Genomic DNA, 23,282 nt, shown 5'->3' with positions numbered 1-23,282 from the left:
GCACGCATCGCCAAGCGCGCAATAATGTTTCACAAAAGCGCAATATTATTGTCAGATGAGGCAACTTTAGCGCTAATATTTTGTGCTGGGGGCCAAAGACAGATGCCGAGGGCTGCAAGGATGCCATCAAAACGGCGACAAGGCCCGTCAGGAGTGACGACGAAGGCGGACGTTAGCGCCGTTTCTTGGGCTCTTTTACCGGGCGGACAGAACCTCTATATGATGTTCGTCCCGACGCTGTAAGGAGCCCGTTCATGTCCGACACCCGCCACACCAAGGTACTGATCATCGGCTCTGGCCCTGCTGGTTATACAGCCGGGGTTTATGCGTCGCGCGCCATGTTGGAACCGCTGCTTGTCCAGGGGCTTGAACCCGGTGGCCAGTTGACCACCACCACCGAAGTCGAAAACTGGCCCGGCGACACCGAAGTCCAGGGCCCCGACCTGATGGTTCGGATGGAGGCGCACGCCCGCGCCATGGGCACCGAAATCATCGGCGATATCATCAACAAGCTTGACCTCGACAAGCGCCCCTTTGTGGCCCACGGCGACAGTGGGACCACCTACACGGCTGATGCTGTCATCCTTGCCACTGGCGCGCGCGCCAAATGGCTGGGTCTGCCCTCCGAAGAAGCATTCAAGGGCTTTGGCGTTTCGGCTTGCGCGACATGTGACGGTTTCTTTTATCGCGGCAAGGAAATAGTGGTGATTGGCGGCGGCAATACCGCCGTCGAAGAGGCGCTGTTCCTGACCAATTTTGCCAGCAAGGTCACGCTGATCCACCGCCGGGACGAGCTGCGCTCGGAGAAAATCCTGCAGGACCGCCTGTTCAAGAACCCCAAGATCGAAACGCTCTGGTTCCACCAGCTCGAAGAGGTTGTCGGAGACGACATGCCCAAGGGCGTCACCGGCGTGAAGGTCAAACACGTCAAAACCGGCGAGATCACCGAGATTCCCTGTGCCGGTGTCTTCGTCGCCATCGGCCACGCTCCCGCCAACGAATTGGTCAAGGACGTGCTGGAAACCCACATGGGCGGCTATGTGGTGACCAAACCGGATTCGACCGAAACCTCGATCCCCGGCGTCTTTGCCGCAGGTGATTTGACCGATCACAAATACCGCCAGGCCGTCACCTCGGCGGGTATGGGCTGTATGGCCGCGCTCGAAGCCGAACGCTGGCTGGCCGAACAGGGCGAGGCCGCAGAACCCGACCCACAGGCCGCCAACGAACCGGCCAGCGCCTGACGCGACCATCCCCGACACGCAAAAAGCCCGACGCTCCAAGCGTCGGGCTATTTTTCAAGGCCGGATCAAGCGCCGAAACCAAAGGTCCGCTCCGAGCCCTTCATGATCGATGCTGCACTATGCAAGAATGTCGTCTCTTCGCCGCACTGCCAAAAACGTGACAAAATCAAAGGCATTTTTGCCAAGGGTTTCTGACACAAGATTTTTCAACGATTTCGGTTACGGTGCCGTGCGTGCCAAAAACCACCGTATTTGGACCGCCCGTTATGACCAAGGGTTTTTGGCACAGACGGCAAGCGGTAATGCGCACAGAGTAAAAACACTTTGCCCGGGCTGACGAAGTGTGGGTGCGTCGTGTTTAATTACGGTTGATCAGGCTGGATAGGGATCTCACCGTTACAGAGGCCGCGCATAAGTTTGCCTGTGCCGCTATCAAAGTGCGTTGGAAACGCATCCCATTTTTCTCGATCGGTCAGCGACCGGTCAACGGCTCCATCACGGAACACTTGCCCCCGGACATACCGCCACTGCTGAGACTTGCAGTTGATCTGCACTACATCCAATCTACGCCATATGGGGCCGTTTGTAGACCCTTCTGGCGCACGCCATGCAACTATAAGTGGGTCACTTGGCATCAAAACCAGGAACTGCATAGCTAGTTGCGGATCGCCAGGCCACGGGCGCCACTCAACAGCCATTGCGTGTTGTGAACTGACAACCAATGCCGTTGCAGTCAAAAGTAGGGGTATCGCCTTCATTGTATGCCGATCATCCTCAACGTTCGTTCCCCCTTACCCATGACCCCCAAGCTGCGCAGGTAAAAAAAGAGCCCACCTTGCCGCGTCTTGCGCACGATGCACCGCTTGGCCTCAAGCTGCTCAAACGTCTTACGGTCGGCGCGCTTGGCGATCTCATGGTCGGCCCAGAGTCCTCGATCTCGGCTATCACATCAGTGCGGAAAATGCCACAACCCGCGCGCTCTATAAGCCAAGCCTCAAAAGCGGGAGGTTCCTCTGCTAGGTCTTCGAGCCCAGCGAAGGTCTCAGGGGCTTCCCGAAAATAACGGTGGAACGGCGTTTAGGAAATCGCGCAGCCGAGCGCCAAGTCCAGCCAGAACTCATTCGATTCTGTCCCAGGCGATAACGACCGCTTTTGGCGGCGAGATTTTGGCATGGGGTATTTGTCCTGTGCGCGCGAGAAGTGCGTCTTAACACGCCAATTTTGGCCCGTCATTCTTGACATGCCAAAATTGGCGTGTTAGCTGTCCATCACTCTTAGTCAGGATAGGACTTTCTCATGCCGAAGACCGCTACACCGAACTTAAAGATAAGGGCTCTATCACATGTCGATCAGTTCGATGATGTTACAGCAGACGACATCGAAGAGGCACGACAGAGCCTCTCGCTCACGCCATCAGAAATGGCGGCGGCCTTGGACTGGTCGGCCCGGAAATATTCTCGGGTACTTGATGCTGCACGCGAGGCGGAAGCGGTCAGTCGCGACTTTGCGCTCGCAGTTCGTGGGCTCGTCGAAGTCTCAGGCGAGCGCTATGGCAAACCGGCAGACGTCGTGGATGACGGCGATTTCCTCGATGGACGGACATTCGTGACCATCTTCAGAGACCTTTGCGACGCCGAGAGTGGATGGAGCGCCGAAGTTGCCCCGCACCTGCTGCGCCTCTTGGTTGAGCGGGCCACTTTGGGAGCTGGTTCGATCTCCTACGGTGAGGCGGCGACTACGCTTGAAGAACGCGGATTGACGCACCGGGTCTGGCCGCGTACCGCCTACGGCCGACCGCTCGGGCTCATCTGCAAGGCACTTCTCGACCTTGGCAAGGAGACCGGCGCTCGCATCCCGCTTATTTCGGTTATTGTAACGAGAGCCGGTGGTGATCCGTCGGAGGGTATCGACGGCTTGTTAAAGGCCTACCTCAAGCTCCACGAGTCAAAGCCGCTACGGAAAGAAAAGATCGCGAGGCTTAGAACAGACCGTGCCGCGATGATTCAAGAACTCCAGAATGAAGCACTGCAGTATCGCCACTGGCCCGGCGTTATTCGGGCTCTCCTGGGCCAGAAGAAATGACAAAACTCAACCGTTTCTGTCACCGGCGATAACGACCGTTTTTGACAGGGAGGTTGTGGCATTGGGTTTTTGTCCAAAGCGGTTGTTTGTGCGTCGCGCAGCTAAGGGCAGCAAAAGAACCCATGCCGACCAGCACTGTATAGCGCTTGAGCGGCTGTTTGGTCCTTCGAGATGGGCGCAAACGTCGCGATTTGGCGAAAGTTGAAAAGTTTGACCTTTGATGGCACCTTCAAAAAGTAACATTCGAGAGCTCTGCCATGACCCATTTGAGATTTAATTCCGTTCGGCGCAAAATTCTTTGCGCCATCCTGTTATTTTCGTCTTCTTGCTTTGTCGCATCCGAACAGGGTCTTGCGCAGCCGATTTCGAACATTGAAGTATCATCGCAAGCGACTGAGCCAGTTTTTGTCGCTACGGTTCCAGTGCGGATACAGATTGCGCGCGCCTATGTGCCGGATGGCGGCCAAGATTCTGCCAGATACCAAAGCGATCTTGCCAGGCTCGGGTTTGAGGTCGGCCAATATATCAGCCTCACCGAGGCGAACCTCGGGCAAGCCTTGCGTGACGAGGACATGTTGGCGGTGCTGCCTGCGAACTTGATTGCCAATCCCGTCGCTGGCTTGATGGAAGGCGGTTACTTTGCATTTCGGCCAACTCCGGACGGGTTCGCGCCGGTCCGTATCACAACCGACGATGGCCGTTCGCTTGAGCCAATTGACCTCGAGCCGCTTGCGTCTGTTCCGCCAGCAGTGATCACGCTCGCGGAACCGGAGACGGCCCTGATCGCAGGGATTGATCTTCCGCGCTCGGGACAGATGGATCTGATGTTGCACAACATGCGCGTGGACACCGGCATTCTGCAGACGCTGCTCGGGCGGTCGGGGCTGTCGCCCGGTCGGGTTCAACTCGCGACTCCCGGTGAGGTCCTCGGGGCGGTGCGGGATGATGGAAAGGGGGTTCTGTTCCTATCGGCCAGCCAGAACGATCAGGAGATCACAGCGCTGCGTGACCTCGACGGCCTGGACATCTGGGTCGTGACCAATTTCGGCCTCGTGCCCGCTTGGCCCGACTCTTTCGGACCTGCTCCGTCTGCCGCGCCCGAAACAGGGGCGGGAGACGTACTCTCAGCTGTGACGGAGGCAGAGATCGAAGCGGAGAGCGCCGCCATTGCGGAGGCGATTGAACCGGGGATTGAATCTGAAAGCCCGCCTGTACCGATTCTGCCCAAAGCGGAAGATCCGTCCTATGCTGTGACCGATGCCGACGCCGTGGTTCTCATTCTACCCGCAACCTTGTTGCCAAAAGATCTCCAACGCATCGTAGGTGTGCCCCGCGCGTTGATACGGGAATTGGATGCCCTTCGGGAACGGCGCTATTATGAACTCTTTGCGCCCGAGTTCAGCGACGACGCCGTTTCCCGCATGGCAGCACTCGTTGGTGTCCGTTCTGTCACGCTACAGCCTGATATTGACTGGCTACAAGTGATTGATGGGGCCATGCCACAGCCTATCATCGACAATCTCGTGCGTCGCCAGCAGGGCCTTGCAATCAGCCCGTCCGACCTTGCCGATCCCGAGCTTGCACCTGTTCTGGAAGACCCGCGCCTTGCGTTCTGGGAGCTTCGGGCAGACGGGCTGGTGCGGATCGTCCATCCAGTTCCTGATCAAATTCCGGATGCAGTCGCACTTTCGGAGCTTCCCGATCATGCCGTCGTCGCGGTGTTGGCGGCAGGAACAGACCTTTCGCAAGTGCCCACCGAACGGATATTCATTGCCGGGGGCGTCCGTCTTTGGGGCGATGGCAACGCAGATGGATTGGGGCAACGCGCGCCGGATGATATAATTCGACGCATGCTTGCCCAAGCAGCGGTGCAGAATATCGGTGCTGGCGAAGCTGTACCGATACGCAGCATTAACTACGTTCATATCGATGTCGTCACTGGGACAGTCGAAGTTCAACCTGGCGGCGGCCGCGAACCGGTAGGCGACCGTGTCCTGCTCTTTCGCGCGGCTCCGTTGCGCGACGCGCGGATGTCCGCGATGCGTGCCTCGCCGGAACTGAAATTCTTCTATCTGGCGTTCGGCAAGGCGATTCCGGTCGATGCCGCGGGGGATGTCCGACAAAGAGCGATGGATGCCCATCGCATAGAGCGTACGCGGATCGTTGCGGAACAAGGCGGAGTCTTGGCACTTCCCGCCAATGAAACGGACCCGACCGCGTTTCTCTATCATTATCAGGATCGTACGCCTGTCTACGTGGGGCGTCTTCCGGATGGCCGTTGGCACTTCGGTGGGCTTCAAAGCGCGATGAGCCCGCAAGAAGCAGGGGGTCGGTTCCAAAGTGTCATTGTAGGCGGATTCGACGCCGCTGAGCAGTTCGAGAACATCGTTGGCTTTGCTGCGACAGAGGACCAACTTGCGGCAGCCTTCCAACGGGACGACGCTGCCTTCCTTGTGACCACGTCAAACCGAGCGACTGATGTCGATCTTTCGCTATCCAAGGTCACGGACCCACTGTTCGATGGGAGCCATATTTTCATTTCCGTATCGCGGGGCGTCCCGGTAGAGATTGCCCCGCTACCGTGAAATCAATCGGGCCATTAGTCTGAACCGATATTGGCGGCGAACGATTGCTGTACGCGACGATCCGGCCAAAACTCATCGTTTCTGTCACCGGCGAAAACGACAGTTTTTGACACAGGCCAAATATCCAAAGCCGACCTTGGCGCACCCGCAGCGAATGTCGGGAAGGTCCCGCACACCGGACATCCGTCACCATGCACGCCCAGCAACGCGGCTTTTCGGCAACAAGCCGCCCGCGCGCCAGAAAAGGGGTTTTCTGCACCTGCGAAACATGTGATGCGTTCAGCGCTGAACATACTTTTGAGTCGCAAGTGATGACCACGCCCCAAACCAAACCCAATCTGCCGGACGAGGACGATCTTTTCCGCCTCTTGCGCCAGCTGGATCGGGCGCCGGAGGCCTCTCAGCGGGCCACCGCCGAAGCGCTGGGGATTTCGCTTGGGAGGCTCAATACGTATTTGCGGACAGCCGCCGAGGCGGGCCTTGTCAATATTTCGGATCGCAAGGGGGCCGACCGGCGCCAGCGTTTCGCCTATGCGCTGACACTGCGCGGAGCGACCGAAAAGACACGGCTTGCTGACCGCTTTCTTGCCCGCAAATTCGCCGAGTATGACGCACTTCACGCCGAACTGACCGGCTCGACCAGTGGCCTCGTCCCCTTGAAGCATAGGACTGAACTCATGCAGAACAATCTTGCCCCCATTCCCGAACTCTACGTGTCATACGAGAGCGCGCAGAAACTGAAGGTCGAAGCAGCCGACCTGACTTCGCACGATTTGACCCCACGCCAGATCTGCGATCTGGAACTGCTGATGAACGGTGGTTTCAACCCGCTCAAGGGCTTTCTGTCGGAAGAAGATTATAATGGCGTTGTCGAAAACATGCGTCTGGCGGATGGCACGCTTTGGCCGATGCCCATCACGCTGGACGTTTCGGAAGGTTTTGCCGAAACCGTCACCGTCGGTCAGGACATCGCCCTGCGCGACCAAGAGGGCGTAATCCTTGCCACCATGACTGTTACGGACAAGTGGGAGCCGAACAAGGCGCGCGAGGCCGAAAAGGTCTTTGGCGCCGATGACGACGCGCACCCTGCCGTGAACTACCTGCACAATCAGGCTGGCAAAATCTATCTTGGCGGTCCCGTGACCGGCATCCAGCAGCCCGTGCACTATGACTTCCGCGGCCGCCGCGACACCCCGAATGAGCTGCGCGCCTATTTCCGCAAACTGGGCTGGCGCAAGGTTGTTGCCTTCCAGACCCGCAACCCGCTGCACCGCGCGCACCAGGAACTGACCTTCCGCGCCGCGAAAGAGGCTCAGGCCAACCTGCTGATCCACCCGGTTGTCGGCATGACCAAGCCAGGCGACGTCGATCACTTTACCCGCGTGCGTTGCTACGAGGCCGTCCTCGACAAATACCCGGCGTCGACAACCACCATGTCGCTGCTCAACCTTGCCATGCGCATGGCCGGCCCGCGCGAAGCGGTCTGGCACGGTCTGATCCGCGCCAACCACGGCTGCACCCACTTCATCGTCGGCCGCGACCACGCCGGCCCCGGCAAGAACTCGGCAGGCGAGGATTTCTACGGCCCTTATGACGCGCAGGATCTGTTCCGCGAGTACCAGTCGGAAATCGGCTGCGAAATGGTGGACTTCAAGCACATGGTCTATGTGCAGGAACGCGCCCAGTACGAGCCCAACGACGAGATCGAAGATCGTGACAATGTCACTATCCTGAACATCTCCGGCACCGAACTGCGTCGCCGTCTGCGCGAAGGTCTGGAAATCCCCGAGTGGTTCTCCTTCCCCGAGGTGGTCAAGGAGCTTCGCCGCACCTCCCCGCCGCGCTCGGACCAGGGCTTCACCGTGTTCTTCACCGGTTTCTCCGGCTCCGGCAAGTCGACCATCGCCAACGCGCTTATGGTCAAGCTGATGGAAATGGGTGGCCGTCCTGTGACGCTGCTGGATGGTGACATCGTTCGCAAGAACCTGTCGTCGGAACTGGGCTTCTCGAAAGAGCACCGCGACCTGAACATCCGCCGCATCGGCTATGTCGCGTCCGAGATCACCAAGAACGGCGGCATCGCCATCTGCGCGCCCATTGCGCCCTATGCAACCACCCGCCGTGCCGTGCGGGAAGACATCGAACAGTTCGGCGCCTTCATCGAAGTGCACGTGGCGACCAGCATCGAAGAGTGCGAGCGCCGCGACCGCAAGGGCCTGTACAAGCTGGCCCGCGAAGGCAAGATCAAGGAATTCACCGGGATCTCTGACCCCTATGACGTTCCTGCCAACCCCGAACTGAGCGTCGAAACCGAAAACGTCGACGTCGACAACTGCGCCCACCAGGTGATCCTGAAGCTGGAAAGCCTAGGGCTGATCGCCGGTCAGTAAAGTGACCCCGACAAACAGACGAAAGGCCGGGCCACAGCGCCCGGCCTTTTTCTTGGCTTGTCATTCGGATTTATCAGGGCAGCCATCTGCGCAAGACGCGGGGCAAGGGCATGACCAGGCGATCCAAGTTCATTCAGTAAACGGCCAGAAACACCCTGCGCCGCATGACGAGCCCCCGCAATACAGGCGCTTTTCGCCGATCTATGCACCGATTGCCTTGGCGGCTTTCATTACCCTCGCCTATGCAGCAATGCTGATCCCGGGCGCGCGCCCGAAGGCCGCGACAGAGTGGCAGTCCCAGAACATACCCTTTTTCGCCGGACGGATCGGCCCCTACAGCCATGCCGCAAAGGGCAATTTTCCAGTCACGACCAAGGTGCTCTGACGGCCTCAGCCGCGCGGGCGCATGCGCATCAGCAGGCCGTCCTTCAGGATAAACTGGTGATACAGCGCTGCCGCAGCATGCAGCCCCACAAGTACCATCGTCAGGTTGATCAGGATTTCGTGCACTTCACCCGCCGCTCTGATCCCAAGACCCCAGGTCGCAATGCCCGACAGCGGAATCAGAAGCAGCAGCGCGTATAGCGCCAAATGGGTATAGCTCGCAGCCTTGTCCATCAACGGATTTGCGCTTTCTACAGGTTCAGGCGCGCCCAGCGCGAACCGGGCAATGACCCGGATCAGTGCCAGCACCAGCACGGCGATGCCAATCGGCGGATGTATGGCAGCGACAAATCCCTCGGGCGTGCCCCCCTCAAGCTTGGTCCGCAACGCCTGCCCCATGCCATCAGAGACGATGAAGTTGAAGGCAAACAGCAGGAAAATACCCCAGTGCAAAACAATCTGGATGCGGGCATATTTCAGTTGGGTGGTCATGGCGATCTCCGACAAACGTTACCCGGACAATATCGGGTTATACGGGTCAACCAAGAGGATCCGTCGCGAAAAGAAACCGGATGCGAAAATTTTGGCCTATTTTCCCTGCTCTGTGAACGGCTGGTCGCAGATTTCCGGCCAGACCCGGCCCTGGGCGCTGCGATTGCGCCCGCTTTCCTTTGCGGCTGCCTTTTGGACTGAGTAGACTCTCGCAGACACTCCAACACAAAGCCGCGCCATGTTCCGAGTATTCCTGTTTCTTTGCATATGCTCTCTGCCGACATTGGGGATGGCCAAGATCACATGCGACACAGGCAAGCAAAAAGTCTGCATCGAGACAGTCAGGACAAAGGGCGGAGTCGATCTTTATGCCATCAACCATTACGAGTTGCTGCCTGTCACGATCACATTGGACTTCACGCTTGAGAACTTGAGGGTTGTCGGAACCCGGGCGAAAAGCTTTGTGCTCAATGGTCAGGGGCGCCAAAAGTTGCTGAAATTGCAGCCCCGACAAAACGGGCGATGGTCATATGACTTTCGGTTCGATTGGAGCCGAGGAGACATCACCGCGCCGGAAGGCACCTCATATAAATACCGTTTGCCATTCAAACCCGGCGCACAATTCCAGGTCACGCAAAGCTGCAACGGACAGGATTCACATAAGGACGCGCAACGGTTTGCCATCGACTTCAAGATGCCAGAGGGCACGCCGGTTCACGCCGCGCGCGCTGGAAAAGTCGTCTCGCTCAAACAGACATCAGACCGGGGTGGACCGTCGGAGGCTTATGGGGAGCACGCCAATTTCATCGTGATACAACACGAAGACCGAACGCTGGGCATCTATTACCACCTTCGCAAAAACGGCGTGGCAGTTGCGCTTGGCGACAGGATCGATGAGGGAGAAATGATTGGATATTCCGGCAATACGGGGCAATCAACGGGTCCACATCTGCATTTTGCAGTGACGAAAGCTACAACCGGGGATCACGAAAAAACACTGCGCTTTTCCTTTGAAACATCGGATGGCCCGGTCACCTGTCCGCGCAAAGGCAGCTATCTCCGTGTGGCGGGTGAGCGCTGAATTTCAGCGCCCACACATCTTTCTGCGTCAGTGCACCGTTACCGGTGCCAAATCGTTCTGCCGCGCAAGGACAAAGGCCATGGCCCGGTCTTTGACAAGCGCCAAACGCTCACCGTCAGAATTGTGAACGGCATAGACTTCATCAAGGCCCGTCATCTGGGCGCGGACATCCTCGGGCAGATCTTCGGTTTTCACGGGGCGTACATAGACGATCCGTCCTTGGTCGAACTGCGACAGGTCATGTTTGGTATACATAGGCTTACCCCTTTCTGATCTGGATCGTCTGCACCACCGTTTCCGGGCGTTGCAGGGTGAGGTCGACATGTAGAAGGCCGTTTTCCATAACAGCTTCCCCCACTTCGACACCGTCGGCCAAGACAAAACTGCGTTGGAATTGGCGTGAGGCGATGCCGCGATGCAAAAAGATGCGTTCTTCGCCTTCGTCGCGCTGCCGACCCCTGATAACCAGTTGCCGGTCTTCCACGGTGATCGACAAATCATTCTCCGCAAAGCCTGCCACGGCCAGCGTGATCCGATAAGAATCGTGCGAGGTCTGCTCAATGTTGAAAGGCGGATAGCCTTCCGAAGATTTCGCCGTGCGTTCCAGCAGGCGTTCCAGTTGCTCAAACCCGAGCATATGGGGATAAGATCCCAAGGTCATTTTGGTCATCGACACGTCCTTTGCACAAGCGACCGTCAATCAAGGCCCCGTTCTGGCAGCCTAGACATTTGGAAATATGGGAAGCCTTTTTGCGTTGCGCAAGGGCTTTGCGGACGCATAAAGAATCGTTATGTTACAAGCCTGTCCTAAATTGCTGGGGTCCTGACATGAACGCGCCCACCGACATCTCGATGAAGACCGACGACGTATTGCGAGTCGAGCTTGAGGTGTTCCGACGTGAGCATCGCGACCTTGACGACTCGATCCGCGCCCTGCAGGCCATCGGCACGGGCGATCAGATTACCTTGCAGCGGCTGAAGAAGAAAAAGCTGCTGCTGAAGGACCGGATCGCTTTGATCGAGGATCGACTGCTGCCCGACATCATCGCCTGAAGCTGACGGCCAACGCGGCAGCAAGTTCGCGGCGCGCGCGATTTCGATCATGCGCCAAGTGACCCTTTGCGCGTCCATGCGGGCAAAGGCGTGGACCTCCTGCGCGCTGTCGTCTTGGGTCAGCGTTTCGGCCAATCCGATAGAGCTCAGTTCAACGAACAGGGCATTCCCCAAACCCATCAAGGCACCATCGGTCGCTTGTCACCCGCGCCCTCCCCTGTATTATCGGCTTTCCCATTCCCGGAGGCGAAAATGGTAGAGATCAAGATCGGCATTATCATGGGCAGTCAGTCGGACTGGCCAACCATGAAAGAGGCCGCCGATGTCCTCGAGGAACTTGGCGTTCCGCACGAGGTCAAGATCGTCTCGGCCCACCGCACCCCGGACCGTCTGTGGGACTACGGCAAGACCGCCGTAGCGCGCGGCTTGCAGGTGATCATTGCGGGCGCTGGCGGCGCCGCGCATCTGCCCGGAATGATGGCGTCGAAAACCCGCGTTCCGGTGATTGGCGTGCCGGTGCAGACCCGCGCGCTGAACGGCGTCGACAGCCTTTATTCCATCCTTCAAATGCCGCGCGGCTTTCCGGTTGCCACCATGGCCATCGGCGCTGCGGGCGCCAAGAACGCGGGGCTTATGGCCGCTGGCATCCTCGCTCTGCATGATCCGGCACTGGCACAGCGGCTTGATCAGTGGCGCGCTGATCTTTCGGCCTCGATCGCGGATGAACCTACCCGCGACTGACCCCTTGCATCCGCGCCCCGATCTGCCAAAGAAACCGCGACACAATCGCAGGAGCCAGCCATGACAACGCCCCTCCCCACCGGCAGCACAATCGGCATTCTCGGCGGAGGCCAGCTTGGCCGCATGCTTTCCGTCGCGGCCAGCAGGCTTGGCTTCAAGACCCATATCTTCGAACCCGGCGTCAACCCGCCTGCCGGTGATGTCGCGCACGCAGTCACCACTGCCGCATACGAAGACGAGGCCGCGCTCAAGGCCTTTGCCAATGCGGTCGATGTCATCACCTATGAATTCGAGAATATCCCGACCTCTGCCCTTGATATTCTTGAAGCACACAAGCCGATCCATCCGAACCGCGAAGCCCTGCGTGTCAGTCAGGACCGCCTGACTGAAAAGACTTTCCTTGCAGGCCTGGGACTTGCCACCGCCCCCTTTGCGGATATCACCGATGCCGCGAGCCTGAGCGCCGCCCTCGAAACCATCGGCACCCCGTCGATCCTGAAGACCCGCCGCTTTGGCTATGACGGCAAGGGACAGGTTCGCATCATGACCCAGGCAGATGCCGATCAAGCGCTGGCAGATATGCAGGGAGCGCCATCCATCCTCGAAGGCTTTGTCGATTTCTCGATCGAAGTTTCGGTCATCGCCGCGCGCGCGTCCGATGGGCAGGTCGCCGCGTTTGACCCCGGTGAGAACGTCCACAAGGACGGTATCCTCAGCACCACAACCGTACCCGCCAACCTGCCCGCCCGCCTGCAGACTGACGCGGTTCTGCTGGCCGGGCGCATCCTGAATGCGCTCGATTACGTCGGTGTCATGGGGGTCGAACTGTTCGTCACCCCGACCCAACTGATCGTAAACGAAATTGCCCCGCGCGTGCACAACTCCGGCCACTGGACACAGAACGGCTGCGCCATCTGCCAGTTCGAACAGCACATTCGCGCGGTCGCGGGCTGGCCTCTGGGCGATGGCAGCCGCCACAGTGACGTGGTGATGGAGAACCTGATCGGCGATGACATGGACCGCGTTCCGGACCTCGCCAAGGATGGCACCTGCGCGCTGCACCTTTACGGCAAGGCAGAAACCAAACCCGGCCGCAAAATGGGCCACGTGAACCGTATCGTCAAAGCCTGATCCAAGGGTGGGGTTTGGGGGCTTGCCCCCAAGGCCTGCGTGGCCTGAACGCATTCAAGGCTGCGCGCCAGCGGCGCCCCTTTGGATCAGGCGATGAAACGCTCGGCCACAGCACCACTTAACCAGGCGATCTGACCACCGGCAAGCGTTGCAACGATCCTCCGCGTCTCGGGGTCCATCACCACCAGATCCGCCCGTTTACCCGGCTCCAAAGTCCCGCGATCTACAAGCCCCAAAAGCCGTGCGGGCCCCGCCGACACAAGCCCCCATGCCGCACCCTCATCCAGCAATCCCAACTCCGCACAACGCCAAGCCGCCCGCGCTGGCGCCGGATAATGATAGTCCGAGGCCAAAGCATCGCAAAGCCCGGCCGCAATCAAGTCCTGCGCCGATACGTTGCCCGCATGGCTCGCCCCGCGCACCACATTGGGCGCCCCCAGAACAATCGGCTCGCTTGCATCGCGCGCCGCTTGTGCGGCCTCGGCCGTTTCCGGGAATTCCGACACGCAGACCCCGCGCGCGCGCCATTCCAAGCGCGCCGCAGCGGTCTGATCATCATGGCTACCCATCAAAACATCCCGCGCCGCCAATCGCGCACACAGCGCATCCATCGCCGCAGGAACCTCGGCCGCGCGGTCATGCAATCCCTGCATCAAACGCAGGTGATCCTCGGGATTGCGTCTGGACTTCAAAGCTTGCCCCGTCAGCCGCGGCGGCCTGCGCCCTTCGGCCAACCGCTTGTGCGGCAGGTGGTCGTTGAAAACCACATAGCCGATCCCGAACCGCTCAATCGCCTCTTCCGCCTGGGCAAAGCTGTCCAGATAATGCGTCTCAAGCCGCAATTGCAGCCTCAGATCAATCGGGACGGTGCCAGAGACCAAAGACGCACTTTCAAAGACCTCTTCGGCAAACTCCGGTCCGCGCATGCCGCCTTCCCATGACCAGAACTGCGCCAATATCGCGGTGGTGATCCCGTTTGCCGCCAGTTCGGCCGCGCAGGCCACCATACCCGCGTCCCTTTCGCGCAAAGCCCCCCGACGCGGCGCCATGTGCCGTTCGAACCCGTCGCCATGCGCGTCCACGATCCCCGGCAGGATATCATACCCCGAAAGGTCCACCTGCCGCGCAACACTGGCATCCGAGACCAGCCCGCCCGAGATGCACAGTTCGCCCTTGTCCCACCCATCCGGCCGCAGCACGCGGGCGCCCGTGAAACAGCATTCAATTGCCATCACACATCCCCAGAAGGCAGGCCAACTCCCGCGCATCGAACAGCCGCGCCCAATCCAGATTCGGATCAAAGTAGCCCTGTTCCAGAAACAGCGCCGTCTGGCCCATGACGGCGGGAGACTGCATGATAAACGTGTGGGTCACCGGTAAAGTGATGTGCCAGTTCATCCCCTTGACCTTGGTGGCCTCAACCGAAACCTTGCCGTCATCCAGCCCCGGGATCATCGCCGAGAACAACGGATTCAGGGACTGCGATCCGGCAATGATCCCCAGCTCGAAATCCACAGGCGGCAACATGCTGGGCAAGTCCTCTGACCCCGTCCCCAATTGCAGACCAGCCGGCCCATTCAGCCATTCAAAGAGTTCCAGCCCACCCAACTCATCGACAAGCTCGCTGCCTTGGTTCGGCGGCGCCAACATGACAACGCGCCCCAAATGCGCTGGACGATGGTCTTTCAACCAGAACCGCAGCAGGATACCGCCCATAGAATGCGTAACGAAATGCACCGTGTCATCGCCGCAACTGGCCACTGCCTTGGGCAAGACTTCGTCGGCCAAGACCTGCACGCGCTTTTCCGTTGATGGGTAATCCGGCACAATCACCCGATATCCCCGGGCCTCGAAAACTGTGGCCATGATGGCAAAGGAATAGGCACTGCGCGCCAGACCGTGCAACATGATCACGCAATCCTCTGCCCGCGCAGGCGCGGCGATTGAGATCATAGCGAGTGAGAGGGCAAGGGCTTTCATAGCGCTGGAATAGCCCGTGCCCCCGCCGTAAGAAAGGCCCAAAAGGAGAGGCCCATGCCAAGCCCACGACTTGCGACCCGCGCCGTGATCCTGCATCAGAACCGCCTTTTGCTGGTCAACGCATGGCCGGCTCCGGACAGCAACCTGTGGTGCGCGCCCGGTGGCGGCGTAGAGCGTGGCGCCAGCCTGCCTGACAACTTGGCGCGCGAAGTCTTCGAGGAAACCGGCTTGCGGATCAAGGTCGGTCTGCCCTGCCTGGTGAACGAATTCCACGACCCCGCGGGCAGCTTTCATCAGGTCGAGGTTTTCTTTCGCGCCACCATCATGTCCGGGGTTCTGTCAGACGATTGGAAAGACCCCGAAGGCATCGTCAACAAGCGACGGTTCTTTTCGTGCCACGAGGCCGAACAACTAAAACTGAAACCCGACAGTCTGCTGCGGATCGCATGGGGGGAAGGCATACATTACGACCCGCTCGAGCCGATCCTGCGGTGATGCCGCCCGAAATGACAGCCCCCTATCGCTTGATCAGCGACACCCCCACGCCACCCAAAACCACCGCAGCCGCGATGACGAAATCGAGGCTCAGCGGTTCACCCAGAATAACCAAGCCCCCCGCCATGGCGATCACCGGGACGGTCAGTTGCGCAACAGCGGCGATTGTTCCCTGCAGGCGTGGCAAAACGCTGTACCACAGGGCATAGCCAAGCCCCGAAGTGACGGATCCGCTGATAACGGCCAACCAGACACCGCCCCATTCAAAACTGGGCGGTTCGACAACTGGCAAGGCGGCCACAAATACAACGGCGATTGGCACTGCAATCACAAAATTCGCGGCGGTCCCGGATAAAGCGTCCGTCGCTTTCCGGCCCGCCAGCGAATAAATGCCCCAACCCACCCCGGCTGCCGCCATAAACCATTCCGCGCCATCTATATCGGTCGCCCCGGATTGAGGCCAAAGAAGCCAGACCAATCCGCCAAAGGCCAGTGCGGCGCCAAAATAACGAAGTAAAGGCGTCTGTTCGCGCGCCAGAAACGCGCCCGCGAACATGGTGATCTGAACCGTGCCAAACAGGATCAGCGCGCCCATTCCCGCGTCCAGCGCCGTATATGCCAGCGAAAATCCAAAGATATATAGCAAAAGACCGATAACGCCGGCCACACGTCCCGCTCCGCTGAACTGCAAATGCCCGCGCAGAACGAAAGTCAATCCGGCCAGGGTCACAGCCCCTGCGGCCAACCGGATCACCCCAAACCACATGGGATCCAGTCCGCCCTCTGCCACGCCAGCCCGGGTCAGAACAGAATTGGCGGCAAAGGCCACCATGGTCAGGGTGGTGAGAAGAAACAGTCGCATGCCAAAGCTTTAGCGCGGCCGTAACCCTGCTGCCAGCGGAACTGCGACTTTGTCACGAAGACGGCAACGGGACGGTGGGCGGGGCGAGGTTCCGCAAGGAACAAGCGCCGCACAGCGGCCTCAGGCCACCATTTTCTCGGCCACCTTCAGATCGACGGACACAAGCTGCGAAACCCCTTGTTCCTGCATCGTCACGCCAAACAACCGGTCCATGCGTGCCATGGTCACCGCGTGGTGCGTGATGCACAGAAAACGGGTGTCGGTGCGGCGGCACATCTCGTCCAGCATGTCGCAGAAACGCGTGACGTTGGCATCGTCCAAAGGCGCGTCAACCTCATCCAGCACACAGATCGGCGCCGGATTCGCAAGGAACACCGCAAAGATCAGCGCCAGCGCGGTCAGGGTCTGCTCTCCGCCCGACAGCAGTGAAAGCGCCGACAGTTTCTTGCCCGGAGGCTGGCACATGATCTCAAGACCCGCGTCCAGCGGATCATCGCTTTCGACCATCACCAGATTGGCCTCACCGCCACCAAACAGATGGGTAAACAGCATCGAAAAGTTGCTGTTCACCTGCTCGAAGGCAGTCAAAAGACGTTCCCGCCCTTCGCGGTTCAGGCTAGCGATGCCGTTTCGCAAGGTTTTGACGGCCTCTTCCAGATCCGCCTTTTCGCGCACCAACTCGTCATGCTCATCCTGCACGTCCTTGGCGTCTTCCTCGGCACGCAGGTTCACCGCACCCAAAGCGTCGCGCTGACGCTTCAGACGCGCCACCTCAGCCTCCAGACGGTCGGCATCCGGCATGTCGTCCGGGTCTGCCGCAAGACTTTCAAGCAATTGCGCGGGCGTCGTCTCCTGATCCTCGGCAATCCGTTCGGCGGCGGTGGCCACCGTTTCGCGGGCAGCTTCGGCACGTGCTTCGGCGGCGGCGCGGCCCTCGCGGGCTTCGCCCGCCAGACGTTCCGCCTCGCGCTCATTGGCGATGGCCTCGCGCAGCGCATGTTCCGCACTCGCAAGTGCATCTGCTGCTTCGGACCGGCGGACTTCGGCGCTGTCGATCTGGTACGACAGTTCCTCGCGCTTGCTTGCCAGTTCGGCGGGCACTTCCGAGGCCTGCGCCAAGTCTTCCTCGGCCTGCACTTTGCGCTCGGCAAGTTCCCCTGCCCGTTTCTCGGCGGTCTCAAGGCGGTGACGCCAGCCGGACAGGTCTTTCGTGACCTGCTGAGACCGTCCCTTGCGGGCCTCACCTTCGCGGCGCAACTCGTCATGAGCCGAGCGACGCGACATCATCGTCATGCGCGCGGCTTCGACCGTCATCTTGACGTCTTCTACCTCAAGGCGCGCGCTCTCAAGATCGTCCAAACCTGCCAAGGCGCGCTCGGCCTCAAGCAGTTGCCCGCGCGCGGCCCCGGCTTCGTCCTCATAGCGCTTCACAGCCATCGAGGCGCTTTCCAGCTTGCCCTCGGCCATGTCGCGGTCCGCCTCGGCGCGGTTGAAAGCGCGGGTGGCTTGGTTCAACTCGTGGTCGGCCTCGCGGCGGGCCTCGCGCGCTGCCTTGTCGGCGCGGGTCAGATCCGCCAGACGTGCGGACAACGCCTCATGCGCAGCGCGGGTTCCGTCAAGCCGCGCCGTCGCTGACGCCATTTCCTGCTTGAGCGCCTCAAGCCGGTTCAACTGCTCAAGCCGCAACGCCGCAGCCGAGGGTTGATCCTCGGCCCATGCACGGAAACCGTCCCAACGCCACAGGTCGCCCTCAAGGCTGACCAGCCGCTGACCCGGTTTCAAATGCGGTTGCAGGCGGTTGCCTTCGTCTGCTGACACAAGACCGATCTGCCCCATCCGGCGATTCAGGACATCCGGCACCGAAACATGCTGGACCAAGGCGGTCACGCCCGGCGGCAGGGGCTGGTTTTCGTCATAGGCGGGCAGCACGGCCCAGCCTGTCGGGCCATCCTCTTCCACTTCGGGCGCACGAAGATCGTCGGCCAGTGCCGCGCCCAAGGCCTTTTCAAAGCCCTGCTCAACCTGCAAGCGGTCAAGAATCTGGCCACCCTCAGCGGTATCGCGATCCAACAATCTCGCCAAAGCCGTGACCTCGGCGCGCAGCGCGTTGGTTTCGCCCTCGGCTTCCGAACGCTCGGCGCGGGCATCTGCCTCACGGGCTTGTGTTTCTGCCCGGGCGGCTTCAGCCTCGGCCAGAACGTTTTCAGCACGCTCCGCCATGGAGTGAGCCTTTGCCTGCCGCTCCCGCGCCTCGTCGGTGGCGGACTTGCTTCCCTGTACCGTCGCCTGCGCTGCCTCAACTGTTTCGCGCGCGCGTGCGGCATCCCCTTCGCTGCGCTCCAGCGTCTTGCGGCAGTCGGACAGATAACGCTGCGCCGATTGGTGGCGGGCGGCGAGACGCGCGACATCTTCGGTCCGCTGGCCCAGATCGGCCTCGCGCTCTTGTAAAACGATACCGGCTTCGCGCGCCGCCTCGGCCGCTTCGGCCAACTTGTCCTCATGGCCTTCTGCGGCTTTGGCCAGTTCGCGCGCTTCCCATTCCAACTGCGCAATCGTCTCGCCCGCGTCGCGGTTCAGCCCGGCCTCGCGCTCCATATCACGGGCAAGCTGTTCGATCCGGTTGGACAGCGTCTTGATCCGCTCTTCGGCCTGCGTTTCCTGATCGGTCAACGTGTCCCGCTGGACGCTCAGACGCTGCAACACCGCTGCGGCAATGGCCTCTTCCTCGCGCAATGGCGGAAGCGCATCTTCGCGGCTTTGACGGACGGCGGCGCCGTCACGGGCCAAAGCCTCAGCCTTGGCGGCCTGCGCCAAGCGTGTGCGCAACAACTCTTCGGCCTTCAGGCGGGCATCGTCCGCCTCGCGCCAACGTCGATACAGCAGCAACCCCTCGGCCTGCCGCAGTTCTTCGCCAATGGCGCGATACCGAGCGGCTTGGCGCGCCTGACGGGCCAGTTGCCCCAATTGGCTTGCCAGCGCCTCGATCACATCATCGACACGTAGCAGATTGCTTTCCGTGCTCTTGAGCTTGAGCTCTGCCTCGTGACGACGCTGATACAGACCACCGATCCCGGCCGCATCCTCAAGCACCTTGCGGCGGTTCTTGGGCTTGGCATTGATCAATTCGGAAATCTGCCCCTGCCGCACCAGCGCAGGCGAATGCGCCCCGGTAGAGGCATCCGCGAAAAGCATCTGAACGTCGCGCGCCCGCGTGTCCTTGGAGTTCACTTTGTAAGCGCTGCCGACATCACGAGTGATCCGGCGGGTAATTTCAAGCTGATCACTGTCGTTAAAGCCGGCGGGCGCCAGACGGTCACTGTTGTCGATGGTCAGGCAAACCTCGGCAAAATTTCGGGCCGGACGAGAGGCCGCACCGGCAAAGATCACGTCCTCCATCCCGCCGCCGCGCATCGCCTTGGCACGGGTTTCGCCCATGACCCAACGCAGGGCTTCCAGCAGGTTGGACTTGCCACAGCCATTTGGCCCGACAACGCCGGTCAGGCCATCCGCAATCAGAAGATCCGTCGGGTCGACGAAGCTTTTAAAGCCGGTAAGTCTGAGTTTGTTAAACCGCAAGAACGCTGCCTCGAATCCGCTATTGAAGGGAAGACTGGCGTTTCACCGGGGGTTCTGTCAACCAAACAAACGCTTCATATGGAGCGCCGGCGGGAGTTCTCCACAAGATATTGAATGAGGACGGCGGATTTCAGTATTTTCCGCACTCCATCGCACCAGCATATACCCCGTCCCGCCCCGAAAGATCGTACAGATCGCAATACAGCATCTTGCGCCGCTTTGGCTTTGCGGGCGCCTTTGCGCCGTTGCAGGACAGGCCGATCAGCATCATGGCCGGGTCGCCTTCGACCCAAGACGCGTGGCAACCGGTTTCGATCTGTGCTGCAATCGCGGCGCGGCGCGCGACGGCCTCGAACCGAGGGATAAATTCAGGCGAGGTTCGCACCGCTTCGACCACGTCTCCGCGACGACGAAGGGTGAACCGCGAACCTTCGTAGTCGACCTGCACCTTGTCGGCGCCGCGAAACCCCGGTCCGGCGGAATCGCAGGCGCAGAGCACAAGGATAAGAGAGAGCAGGAGAAACCGCATGTCTCGATCTTGTGTGCTCATGGTTACCATGAGGTTAATGCGTACCAGAAACGGGCACAGATGGTTTCGACCAGCGCAACCTTTACAGCCGTGATGCCAAAGCGCAAAAGGCCGGGTCGTCCGAACCGGACCTTTTCTTTCACAGTCAGAAACGGGGGTTAAAACCGCACCTCAACCCCGGGCAGCTTCAACGCTTTTATCAGGTCCCGCAATTCCTGCCGGGCCGCGACGTTCGAAATGTTCAACTGTTTGACACCGACATCCTTGAGGTCCAGCAGAGTGAGGCCACGTGGGAACAACTCGCGAAAAATCACGCGCTCGGAAAAGCCCGGCGCGGTGCGAAACCCGATGCGTTTGGACAGGCGCAGCAGGGCCTTTTCCATCTTCATCTTATTGACCATCTGCTGTGCGCCAAGTCGGTTGCGCAGAACAATCCAGTCAATCGGCTGAAGCCCCGCTTGGGCGCGCAGTTGCCGCGCGCTCCAGACCATCTCGGAATAAACCGAGGGACCAAGGATCTTGTCGCCGTCACTGTCGACACGAGCCAGCAGGTCAAAGTCGACAAAGCTGTCGTTGAGCGGCGTGATCAGCGTATCGGCCAGAGAATGCGCAACCTGGCTCAGACGTGTGTGCGAGCCGGGGCAGTCGATCAGGATAAAATCCGACTTCGGCTCCAACTCGGCCACGGCCCGGGACAGGCGGTGATCATAGGCGTTTTCCCCAGGCGCGAGATCGGCTGTATCCACCTCGGGAAGTTCAGTATAATTCGGGCTGGGCAGATCGATGCCGAGCTTGTCCAGATGGGCGCGGCGGTTTTCGATATAGCGGCCCAGGCTGCGCTGGCGCAGGTCCAGATCCAACACGCCGACGCGGTGCCCCATGCGGGCCAAAGCCGTCGCCACATGCATGGATACGGTGGATTTTCCCGCGCCACCCTTTTCGTTCCCGACAGCAATGATATGTGCCACGTTTTGTCCCTTTTTGTCCCCACATATCCACCTGTGGAGGTTGGCTCAAACAGTATCTTGTGTGCGACGTCAAGAAAAGCATGGCGCAAATGCTTTCCAAAACCCGTGTCTCCATCGCCGCACAGCAAAAGGCCCGACGCAACGCGCCGGGCCCTTCGAATTTTCGCAGTGCGCCAGCAGGTTAATGCAGCTTGGCGCCCACTTCTGCGATGGCATCGTCGATCAGCTGGCCTGCGTCTGTCGCAGTCATCTGAGCGGCCACCACGTCTTTGGCCGCGCCAATGGCCACAGTGGCAGCGCGATCGCGCACTTCTTTGACGGCGCGGGTCTGAGCCGAAGCGATCTGCGACTCGGCAGCCAAAAGGCGGCGGCCGATCGAAGCCTCAATGTCGGCCTTGGCCTGTACTGCTGCAATCTCGGCTTCTTCCTTGGCATGCGCGATGATGCGGTCGGCCTGCTCTTGGACTTCGCGCGACTTTCGCTCGTAGCTGGCAAGAAGCGACTGGGCTTCTTCACGCAGAGCGCGGGCTTCGTCCAGCTCGTCGCGGATGTCCTCGGCCCGTTTGTCGAGCAGCTTGCCCAACATTCCGGGAACCTTGAAGTAGAACAGGACCGCAATGAACAGCAGGAAAGCCAGCAGCACGATGAAGTTCGTGTTGCCAAGCGAGAAGAACGGCCCGCTCGCGGCAAATGCCGGGGAAGCGGTCAGGCCAGCGAGGGCGGCGGGAATGATAAGCTTGCGCATTGTCTTACCCCTTAACCCGGCTGGCGACAGCCGATGCGATTGCCTTGGCATCTGCCTTGCCACCAAGTGCGGTAACAATGGCCGCTGCCGTGTCTTTGGCGACCTCTTCAACGGCGTCCACGGCAGATGCGCGGATTTCGTTAATGGCTGCTTCGGACTCGGCTGCCTTGGCAGCAATTTGTTCGTCAGCTTTGGCCAGAGCGGCGTCAAGCTCGGCTTTGATTTCATCCCGCGTCTTCTGCGAGATGGCCTGCGCTTCGGCTTTGGCATCTGCCAGCGCCTTGTCGTAAGCGGCTTCGGCTTCGAGTGCCTTGCGCTTCAGCTCTTCGGCGGCAGCGATGTCATTGGTAATTGTTCCCTGACGTTCCGCCAGAACCGAGGCAATCCTCGGCAGCGCAATGCGAGAAAGAACAAAGAAGATCACCACAAGAGTGATGACCAGCCAGATGACCTGGTTGGGAATCCATTCGCTGCAAAGCTGCGGCATTCCCAAAGCGGAGCCATGGGAGTCCACACAGGCACTGACAGACTGTGCTGCGTGCTCTGCTCCGTGGGTTTCGGTCGCCATGTCGTCCTCCGTCGGAACGTTGTCGTTACATCGGGCGGCCTAGGTTAGCCAAGCCGCCCGCGCGTAAGGATCGGTGTTCCGTGGATTAGACGGCGAACATCAGCAGCAGCGCGACGAGGAAGGCAAAGATGCCCAGCGCTTCCGCGAATGCGATACCGATGAAGAGAGTTGCAGTCTGCGAAGCAGCTGCGGAGGGGTTGCGCAGCGCGCCGGCAAGGAAGTTGCCTGCTACGTTGCCCACACCGATTGCGGCTGCGCCGGAACCGATTGCTGCCAGGCCTGCGCCGATGTGTGCGAGATCGCCTTCCATGTGAATTCTCCTTACGATTGGAAGTTGAGGTAGATGCGGCAGGGTGGGGATCCAGCCCCACCGCTT

Annotated in this window: 22 protein-coding genes; 10 read left to right on the top strand and 12 right to left on the bottom strand. The window is 60.1% G+C overall.

From position 1 onward, the window contains the following. The first annotated feature begins 254 nt into the window (after nucleotides 1-254). The 5 genes from trxB (at nucleotide 255) to ACOYQJ_RS15695 (ending at nucleotide 8,686) form a co-directional block, all read left to right on the top strand. Nucleotides 255-1,244, top strand: coding sequence for a thioredoxin-disulfide reductase (gene trxB, locus ACOYQJ_RS15715; protein ID WP_422906989.1), 990 nt, complete (start codon nucleotides 255-257; stop codon nucleotides 1,242-1,244). 1,296 nt (nucleotides 1,245-2,540) lie between these two features. Continuing rightward, complete coding sequence (locus tag ACOYQJ_RS15710) at nucleotides 2,541-3,326, top strand: hypothetical protein (RefSeq protein WP_422906988.1); 786 nt, start codon at nucleotides 2,541-2,543, stop codon at nucleotides 3,324-3,326. An 815-nt stretch (nucleotides 3,327-4,141) separates the two neighbouring features. Then, nucleotides 4,142-5,911, top strand: a complete 1,770-nt coding sequence (locus ACOYQJ_RS15705; protein ID WP_422906987.1) for a hypothetical protein — start codon at nucleotides 4,142-4,144, stop codon at nucleotides 5,909-5,911. Nucleotides 5,912-6,222: 311 nt separating this feature from the next. After that, a complete protein-coding gene (locus tag ACOYQJ_RS15700) occupies nucleotides 6,223-8,301 on the top strand; it encodes a bifunctional sulfate adenylyltransferase/adenylylsulfate kinase (RefSeq protein WP_422906986.1) in 2,079 nt (692 codons plus the stop codon). Between the two features lie 217 nt (nucleotides 8,302-8,518). After that, nucleotides 8,519-8,686, top strand: coding sequence for a hypothetical protein (locus tag ACOYQJ_RS15695; RefSeq protein ID WP_422906985.1), 168 nt, complete (start codon nucleotides 8,519-8,521; stop codon nucleotides 8,684-8,686). Between the two features lie 5 nt (nucleotides 8,687-8,691). Here ACOYQJ_RS15695 and ACOYQJ_RS15690 read toward each other — a convergent pair whose 3' ends face one another. Continuing rightward, nucleotides 8,692-9,177 carry a cytochrome b gene (locus ACOYQJ_RS15690; RefSeq protein ID WP_422906984.1) on the bottom strand — a complete coding sequence of 162 codons (486 nt, stop codon included), beginning with the start codon at nucleotides 9,175-9,177 and terminating at the stop codon, nucleotides 8,692-8,694. A gap of 289 nt (nucleotides 9,178-9,466) precedes the next feature. Between ACOYQJ_RS15690 and ACOYQJ_RS15685 the strand changes: the two genes are divergently transcribed. Next, nucleotides 9,467-10,258 carry a M23 family metallopeptidase gene (locus ACOYQJ_RS15685; RefSeq protein ID WP_422906983.1) on the top strand — a complete coding sequence of 264 codons (792 nt, stop codon included), beginning with the start codon at nucleotides 9,467-9,469 and terminating at the stop codon, nucleotides 10,256-10,258. Nucleotides 10,259-10,285: 27 nt separating this feature from the next. On the opposite strand, the gene ACOYQJ_RS15680 is transcribed toward ACOYQJ_RS15685, so the two are convergent. Then, nucleotides 10,286-10,513 carry a DUF1150 family protein gene (locus tag ACOYQJ_RS15680; RefSeq protein ID WP_422906982.1) on the bottom strand — a complete coding sequence of 76 codons (228 nt, stop codon included), beginning with the start codon at nucleotides 10,511-10,513 and terminating at the stop codon, nucleotides 10,286-10,288. A gap of 4 nt (nucleotides 10,514-10,517) precedes the next feature. Then, nucleotides 10,518-10,928 carry an Hsp20 family protein gene (locus ACOYQJ_RS15675; protein WP_422906981.1) on the bottom strand — a complete coding sequence of 137 codons (411 nt, stop codon included), beginning with the start codon at nucleotides 10,926-10,928 and terminating at the stop codon, nucleotides 10,518-10,520. 158 nt (nucleotides 10,929-11,086) lie between these two features. Here ACOYQJ_RS15675 and ACOYQJ_RS15670 point away from each other — a divergent pair, with 158 nt between their 5' ends. The 3 genes from ACOYQJ_RS15670 to ACOYQJ_RS15660 all read left to right on the top strand — a co-directional run bounded on the left by ACOYQJ_RS15670 (nucleotide 11,087) and on the right by ACOYQJ_RS15660 (nucleotide 13,183). Next, complete coding sequence (locus tag ACOYQJ_RS15670; protein WP_422906980.1) at nucleotides 11,087-11,311, top strand: YdcH family protein; 225 nt, start codon at nucleotides 11,087-11,089, stop codon at nucleotides 11,309-11,311. Nucleotides 11,312-11,563: 252 nt separating this feature from the next. Further along, the gene (gene purE, locus ACOYQJ_RS15665) at nucleotides 11,564-12,052 is read left to right on the top strand and encodes a 5-(carboxyamino)imidazole ribonucleotide mutase (protein WP_422906979.1); all 489 of its coding nucleotides are present in this window, start codon (nucleotides 11,564-11,566) and stop codon (nucleotides 12,050-12,052) included. Nucleotides 12,053-12,112: 60 nt separating this feature from the next. Continuing rightward, entirely contained in the window at nucleotides 12,113-13,183 is a 1,071-nt protein-coding gene (locus ACOYQJ_RS15660) for a 5-(carboxyamino)imidazole ribonucleotide synthase (protein WP_422906978.1), read from the top strand. A gap of 86 nt (nucleotides 13,184-13,269) precedes the next feature. On the opposite strand, the gene ACOYQJ_RS15655 is transcribed toward ACOYQJ_RS15660, so the two are convergent. Together ACOYQJ_RS15655 and ACOYQJ_RS15650 are read right to left on the bottom strand one after the other, a co-directional pair. Next, the gene (locus ACOYQJ_RS15655) at nucleotides 13,270-14,415 is read right to left on the bottom strand and encodes an alpha-D-ribose 1-methylphosphonate 5-triphosphate diphosphatase (protein WP_422906977.1); all 1,146 of its coding nucleotides are present in this window, start codon (nucleotides 14,413-14,415) and stop codon (nucleotides 13,270-13,272) included. Then, nucleotides 14,405-15,163 carry an esterase/lipase family protein gene (locus ACOYQJ_RS15650; protein ID WP_422906976.1) on the bottom strand — a complete coding sequence of 253 codons (759 nt, stop codon included), beginning with the start codon at nucleotides 15,161-15,163 and terminating at the stop codon, nucleotides 14,405-14,407. The genes ACOYQJ_RS15655 and ACOYQJ_RS15650 overlap by 11 nt, the downstream gene beginning before the upstream one ends. 54 nt (nucleotides 15,164-15,217) lie before the next feature. On the opposite strand from ACOYQJ_RS15650, the gene ACOYQJ_RS15645 reads away from it, so the two are divergent. Next, nucleotides 15,218-15,658, top strand: coding sequence for an NUDIX domain-containing protein (locus tag ACOYQJ_RS15645; protein ID WP_422906975.1), 441 nt, complete (start codon nucleotides 15,218-15,220; stop codon nucleotides 15,656-15,658). A 22-nt stretch (nucleotides 15,659-15,680) separates the two neighbouring features. Here the strand turns inward: ACOYQJ_RS15645 and ACOYQJ_RS15640 are convergent, their stop codons facing one another. The 7 genes from ACOYQJ_RS15640 to ACOYQJ_RS15610 form a co-directional block, all read right to left on the bottom strand. Beyond that, on the bottom strand, nucleotides 15,681-16,520 hold the full coding sequence (locus tag ACOYQJ_RS15640) for a DMT family transporter (RefSeq protein WP_422906974.1): 840 nt from the start codon (nucleotides 16,518-16,520) through the stop codon (nucleotides 15,681-15,683). A gap of 120 nt (nucleotides 16,521-16,640) precedes the next feature. After that, nucleotides 16,641-20,096: a chromosome segregation protein SMC gene (smc, locus tag ACOYQJ_RS15635; protein ID WP_422906973.1), complete on the bottom strand. Its 3,456-nt coding sequence runs from the start codon at nucleotides 20,094-20,096 to the stop codon at nucleotides 16,641-16,643. Nucleotides 20,097-20,226: 130 nt separating this feature from the next. Continuing rightward, complete coding sequence (locus ACOYQJ_RS15630) at nucleotides 20,227-20,625, bottom strand: hypothetical protein (RefSeq protein ID WP_422906972.1); 399 nt, start codon at nucleotides 20,623-20,625, stop codon at nucleotides 20,227-20,229. A 158-nt stretch (nucleotides 20,626-20,783) separates the two neighbouring features. Then, nucleotides 20,784-21,593, bottom strand: a complete 810-nt coding sequence (locus tag ACOYQJ_RS15625) for a division plane positioning ATPase MipZ (RefSeq protein WP_422906971.1) — start codon at nucleotides 21,591-21,593, stop codon at nucleotides 20,784-20,786. A 181-nt stretch (nucleotides 21,594-21,774) separates the two neighbouring features. Continuing rightward, a complete protein-coding gene (locus tag ACOYQJ_RS15620) occupies nucleotides 21,775-22,338 on the bottom strand; it encodes a F0F1 ATP synthase subunit B (RefSeq protein ID WP_422906970.1) in 564 nt (187 codons plus the stop codon). 4 nt (nucleotides 22,339-22,342) lie between these two features. Further along, nucleotides 22,343-22,906: a F0F1 ATP synthase subunit B' gene (locus ACOYQJ_RS15615; protein ID WP_422906969.1), complete on the bottom strand. Its 564-nt coding sequence runs from the start codon at nucleotides 22,904-22,906 to the stop codon at nucleotides 22,343-22,345. A gap of 85 nt (nucleotides 22,907-22,991) precedes the next feature. Then, nucleotides 22,992-23,216 carry a F0F1 ATP synthase subunit C gene (locus tag ACOYQJ_RS15610; protein ID WP_011048925.1) on the bottom strand — a complete coding sequence of 75 codons (225 nt, stop codon included), beginning with the start codon at nucleotides 23,214-23,216 and terminating at the stop codon, nucleotides 22,992-22,994. Nucleotides 23,217-23,282 lie beyond the last annotated feature (66 nt).

This window comes from Pacificoceanicola algae, from assembly GCF_049341065.1.
Classification (GTDB): Bacteria; Pseudomonadota; Alphaproteobacteria; order Rhodobacterales; family Rhodobacteraceae; genus Pacificoceanicola.
Note: the sequence above shows the minus strand (reverse complement) of the source record. Positions and strands in the feature narration are given on the sequence as shown.

Excerpts from the sequence above, each read along its gene's own strand:
- ACOYQJ_RS15675 (WP_422906981.1), bottom strand. The coding sequence starts at position 10,928 with ATGACCAAAATGACCTTGGGATCTTATCCCCATATGCTCGGGTTTGAG.
- ACOYQJ_RS15640 (WP_422906974.1), bottom strand. The coding sequence starts at position 16,520 with ATGCGACTGTTTCTTCTCACCACCCTGACCATGGTGGCCTTTGCCGCC.
- trxB (WP_422906989.1), top strand. The coding sequence starts at position 255 with ATGTCCGACACCCGCCACACCAAGGTACTGATCATCGGCTCTGGCCCT.
- ACOYQJ_RS15620 (WP_422906970.1), bottom strand. The coding sequence starts at position 22,338 with ATGCGCAAGCTTATCATTCCCGCCGCCCTCGCTGGCCTGACCGCTTCC.
- ACOYQJ_RS15660 (WP_422906978.1), top strand. The coding sequence starts at position 12,113 with ATGACAACGCCCCTCCCCACCGGCAGCACAATCGGCATTCTCGGCGGA.
- ACOYQJ_RS15670 (WP_422906980.1), top strand. The coding sequence starts at position 11,087 with ATGAACGCGCCCACCGACATCTCGATGAAGACCGACGACGTATTGCGA.
- ACOYQJ_RS15630 (WP_422906972.1), bottom strand. The coding sequence starts at position 20,625 with ATGCGGTTTCTCCTGCTCTCTCTTATCCTTGTGCTCTGCGCCTGCGAT.
- ACOYQJ_RS15610 (WP_011048925.1), bottom strand. The coding sequence starts at position 23,216 with ATGGAAGGCGATCTCGCACACATCGGCGCAGGCCTGGCAGCAATCGGT.
- ACOYQJ_RS15690 (WP_422906984.1), bottom strand. The coding sequence starts at position 9,177 with ATGACCACCCAACTGAAATATGCCCGCATCCAGATTGTTTTGCACTGG.
- ACOYQJ_RS15680 (WP_422906982.1), bottom strand. The coding sequence starts at position 10,513 with ATGTATACCAAACATGACCTGTCGCAGTTCGACCAAGGACGGATCGTC.
- ACOYQJ_RS15645 (WP_422906975.1), top strand. The coding sequence starts at position 15,218 with ATGCCAAGCCCACGACTTGCGACCCGCGCCGTGATCCTGCATCAGAAC.
- ACOYQJ_RS15685 (WP_422906983.1), top strand. The coding sequence starts at position 9,467 with ATGGCCAAGATCACATGCGACACAGGCAAGCAAAAAGTCTGCATCGAG.
- ACOYQJ_RS15650 (WP_422906976.1), bottom strand. The coding sequence starts at position 15,163 with ATGAAAGCCCTTGCCCTCTCACTCGCTATGATCTCAATCGCCGCGCCT.
- ACOYQJ_RS15710 (WP_422906988.1), top strand. The coding sequence starts at position 2,541 with ATGCCGAAGACCGCTACACCGAACTTAAAGATAAGGGCTCTATCACAT.
- ACOYQJ_RS15615 (WP_422906969.1), bottom strand. The coding sequence starts at position 22,906 with ATGGCGACCGAAACCCACGGAGCAGAGCACGCAGCACAGTCTGTCAGT.
- ACOYQJ_RS15700 (WP_422906986.1), top strand. The coding sequence starts at position 6,223 with ATGACCACGCCCCAAACCAAACCCAATCTGCCGGACGAGGACGATCTT.
- purE (WP_422906979.1), top strand. The coding sequence starts at position 11,564 with ATGGTAGAGATCAAGATCGGCATTATCATGGGCAGTCAGTCGGACTGG.
- ACOYQJ_RS15655 (WP_422906977.1), bottom strand. The coding sequence starts at position 14,415 with ATGGCAATTGAATGCTGTTTCACGGGCGCCCGCGTGCTGCGGCCGGAT.
- ACOYQJ_RS15705 (WP_422906987.1), top strand. The coding sequence starts at position 4,142 with ATGGATCTGATGTTGCACAACATGCGCGTGGACACCGGCATTCTGCAG.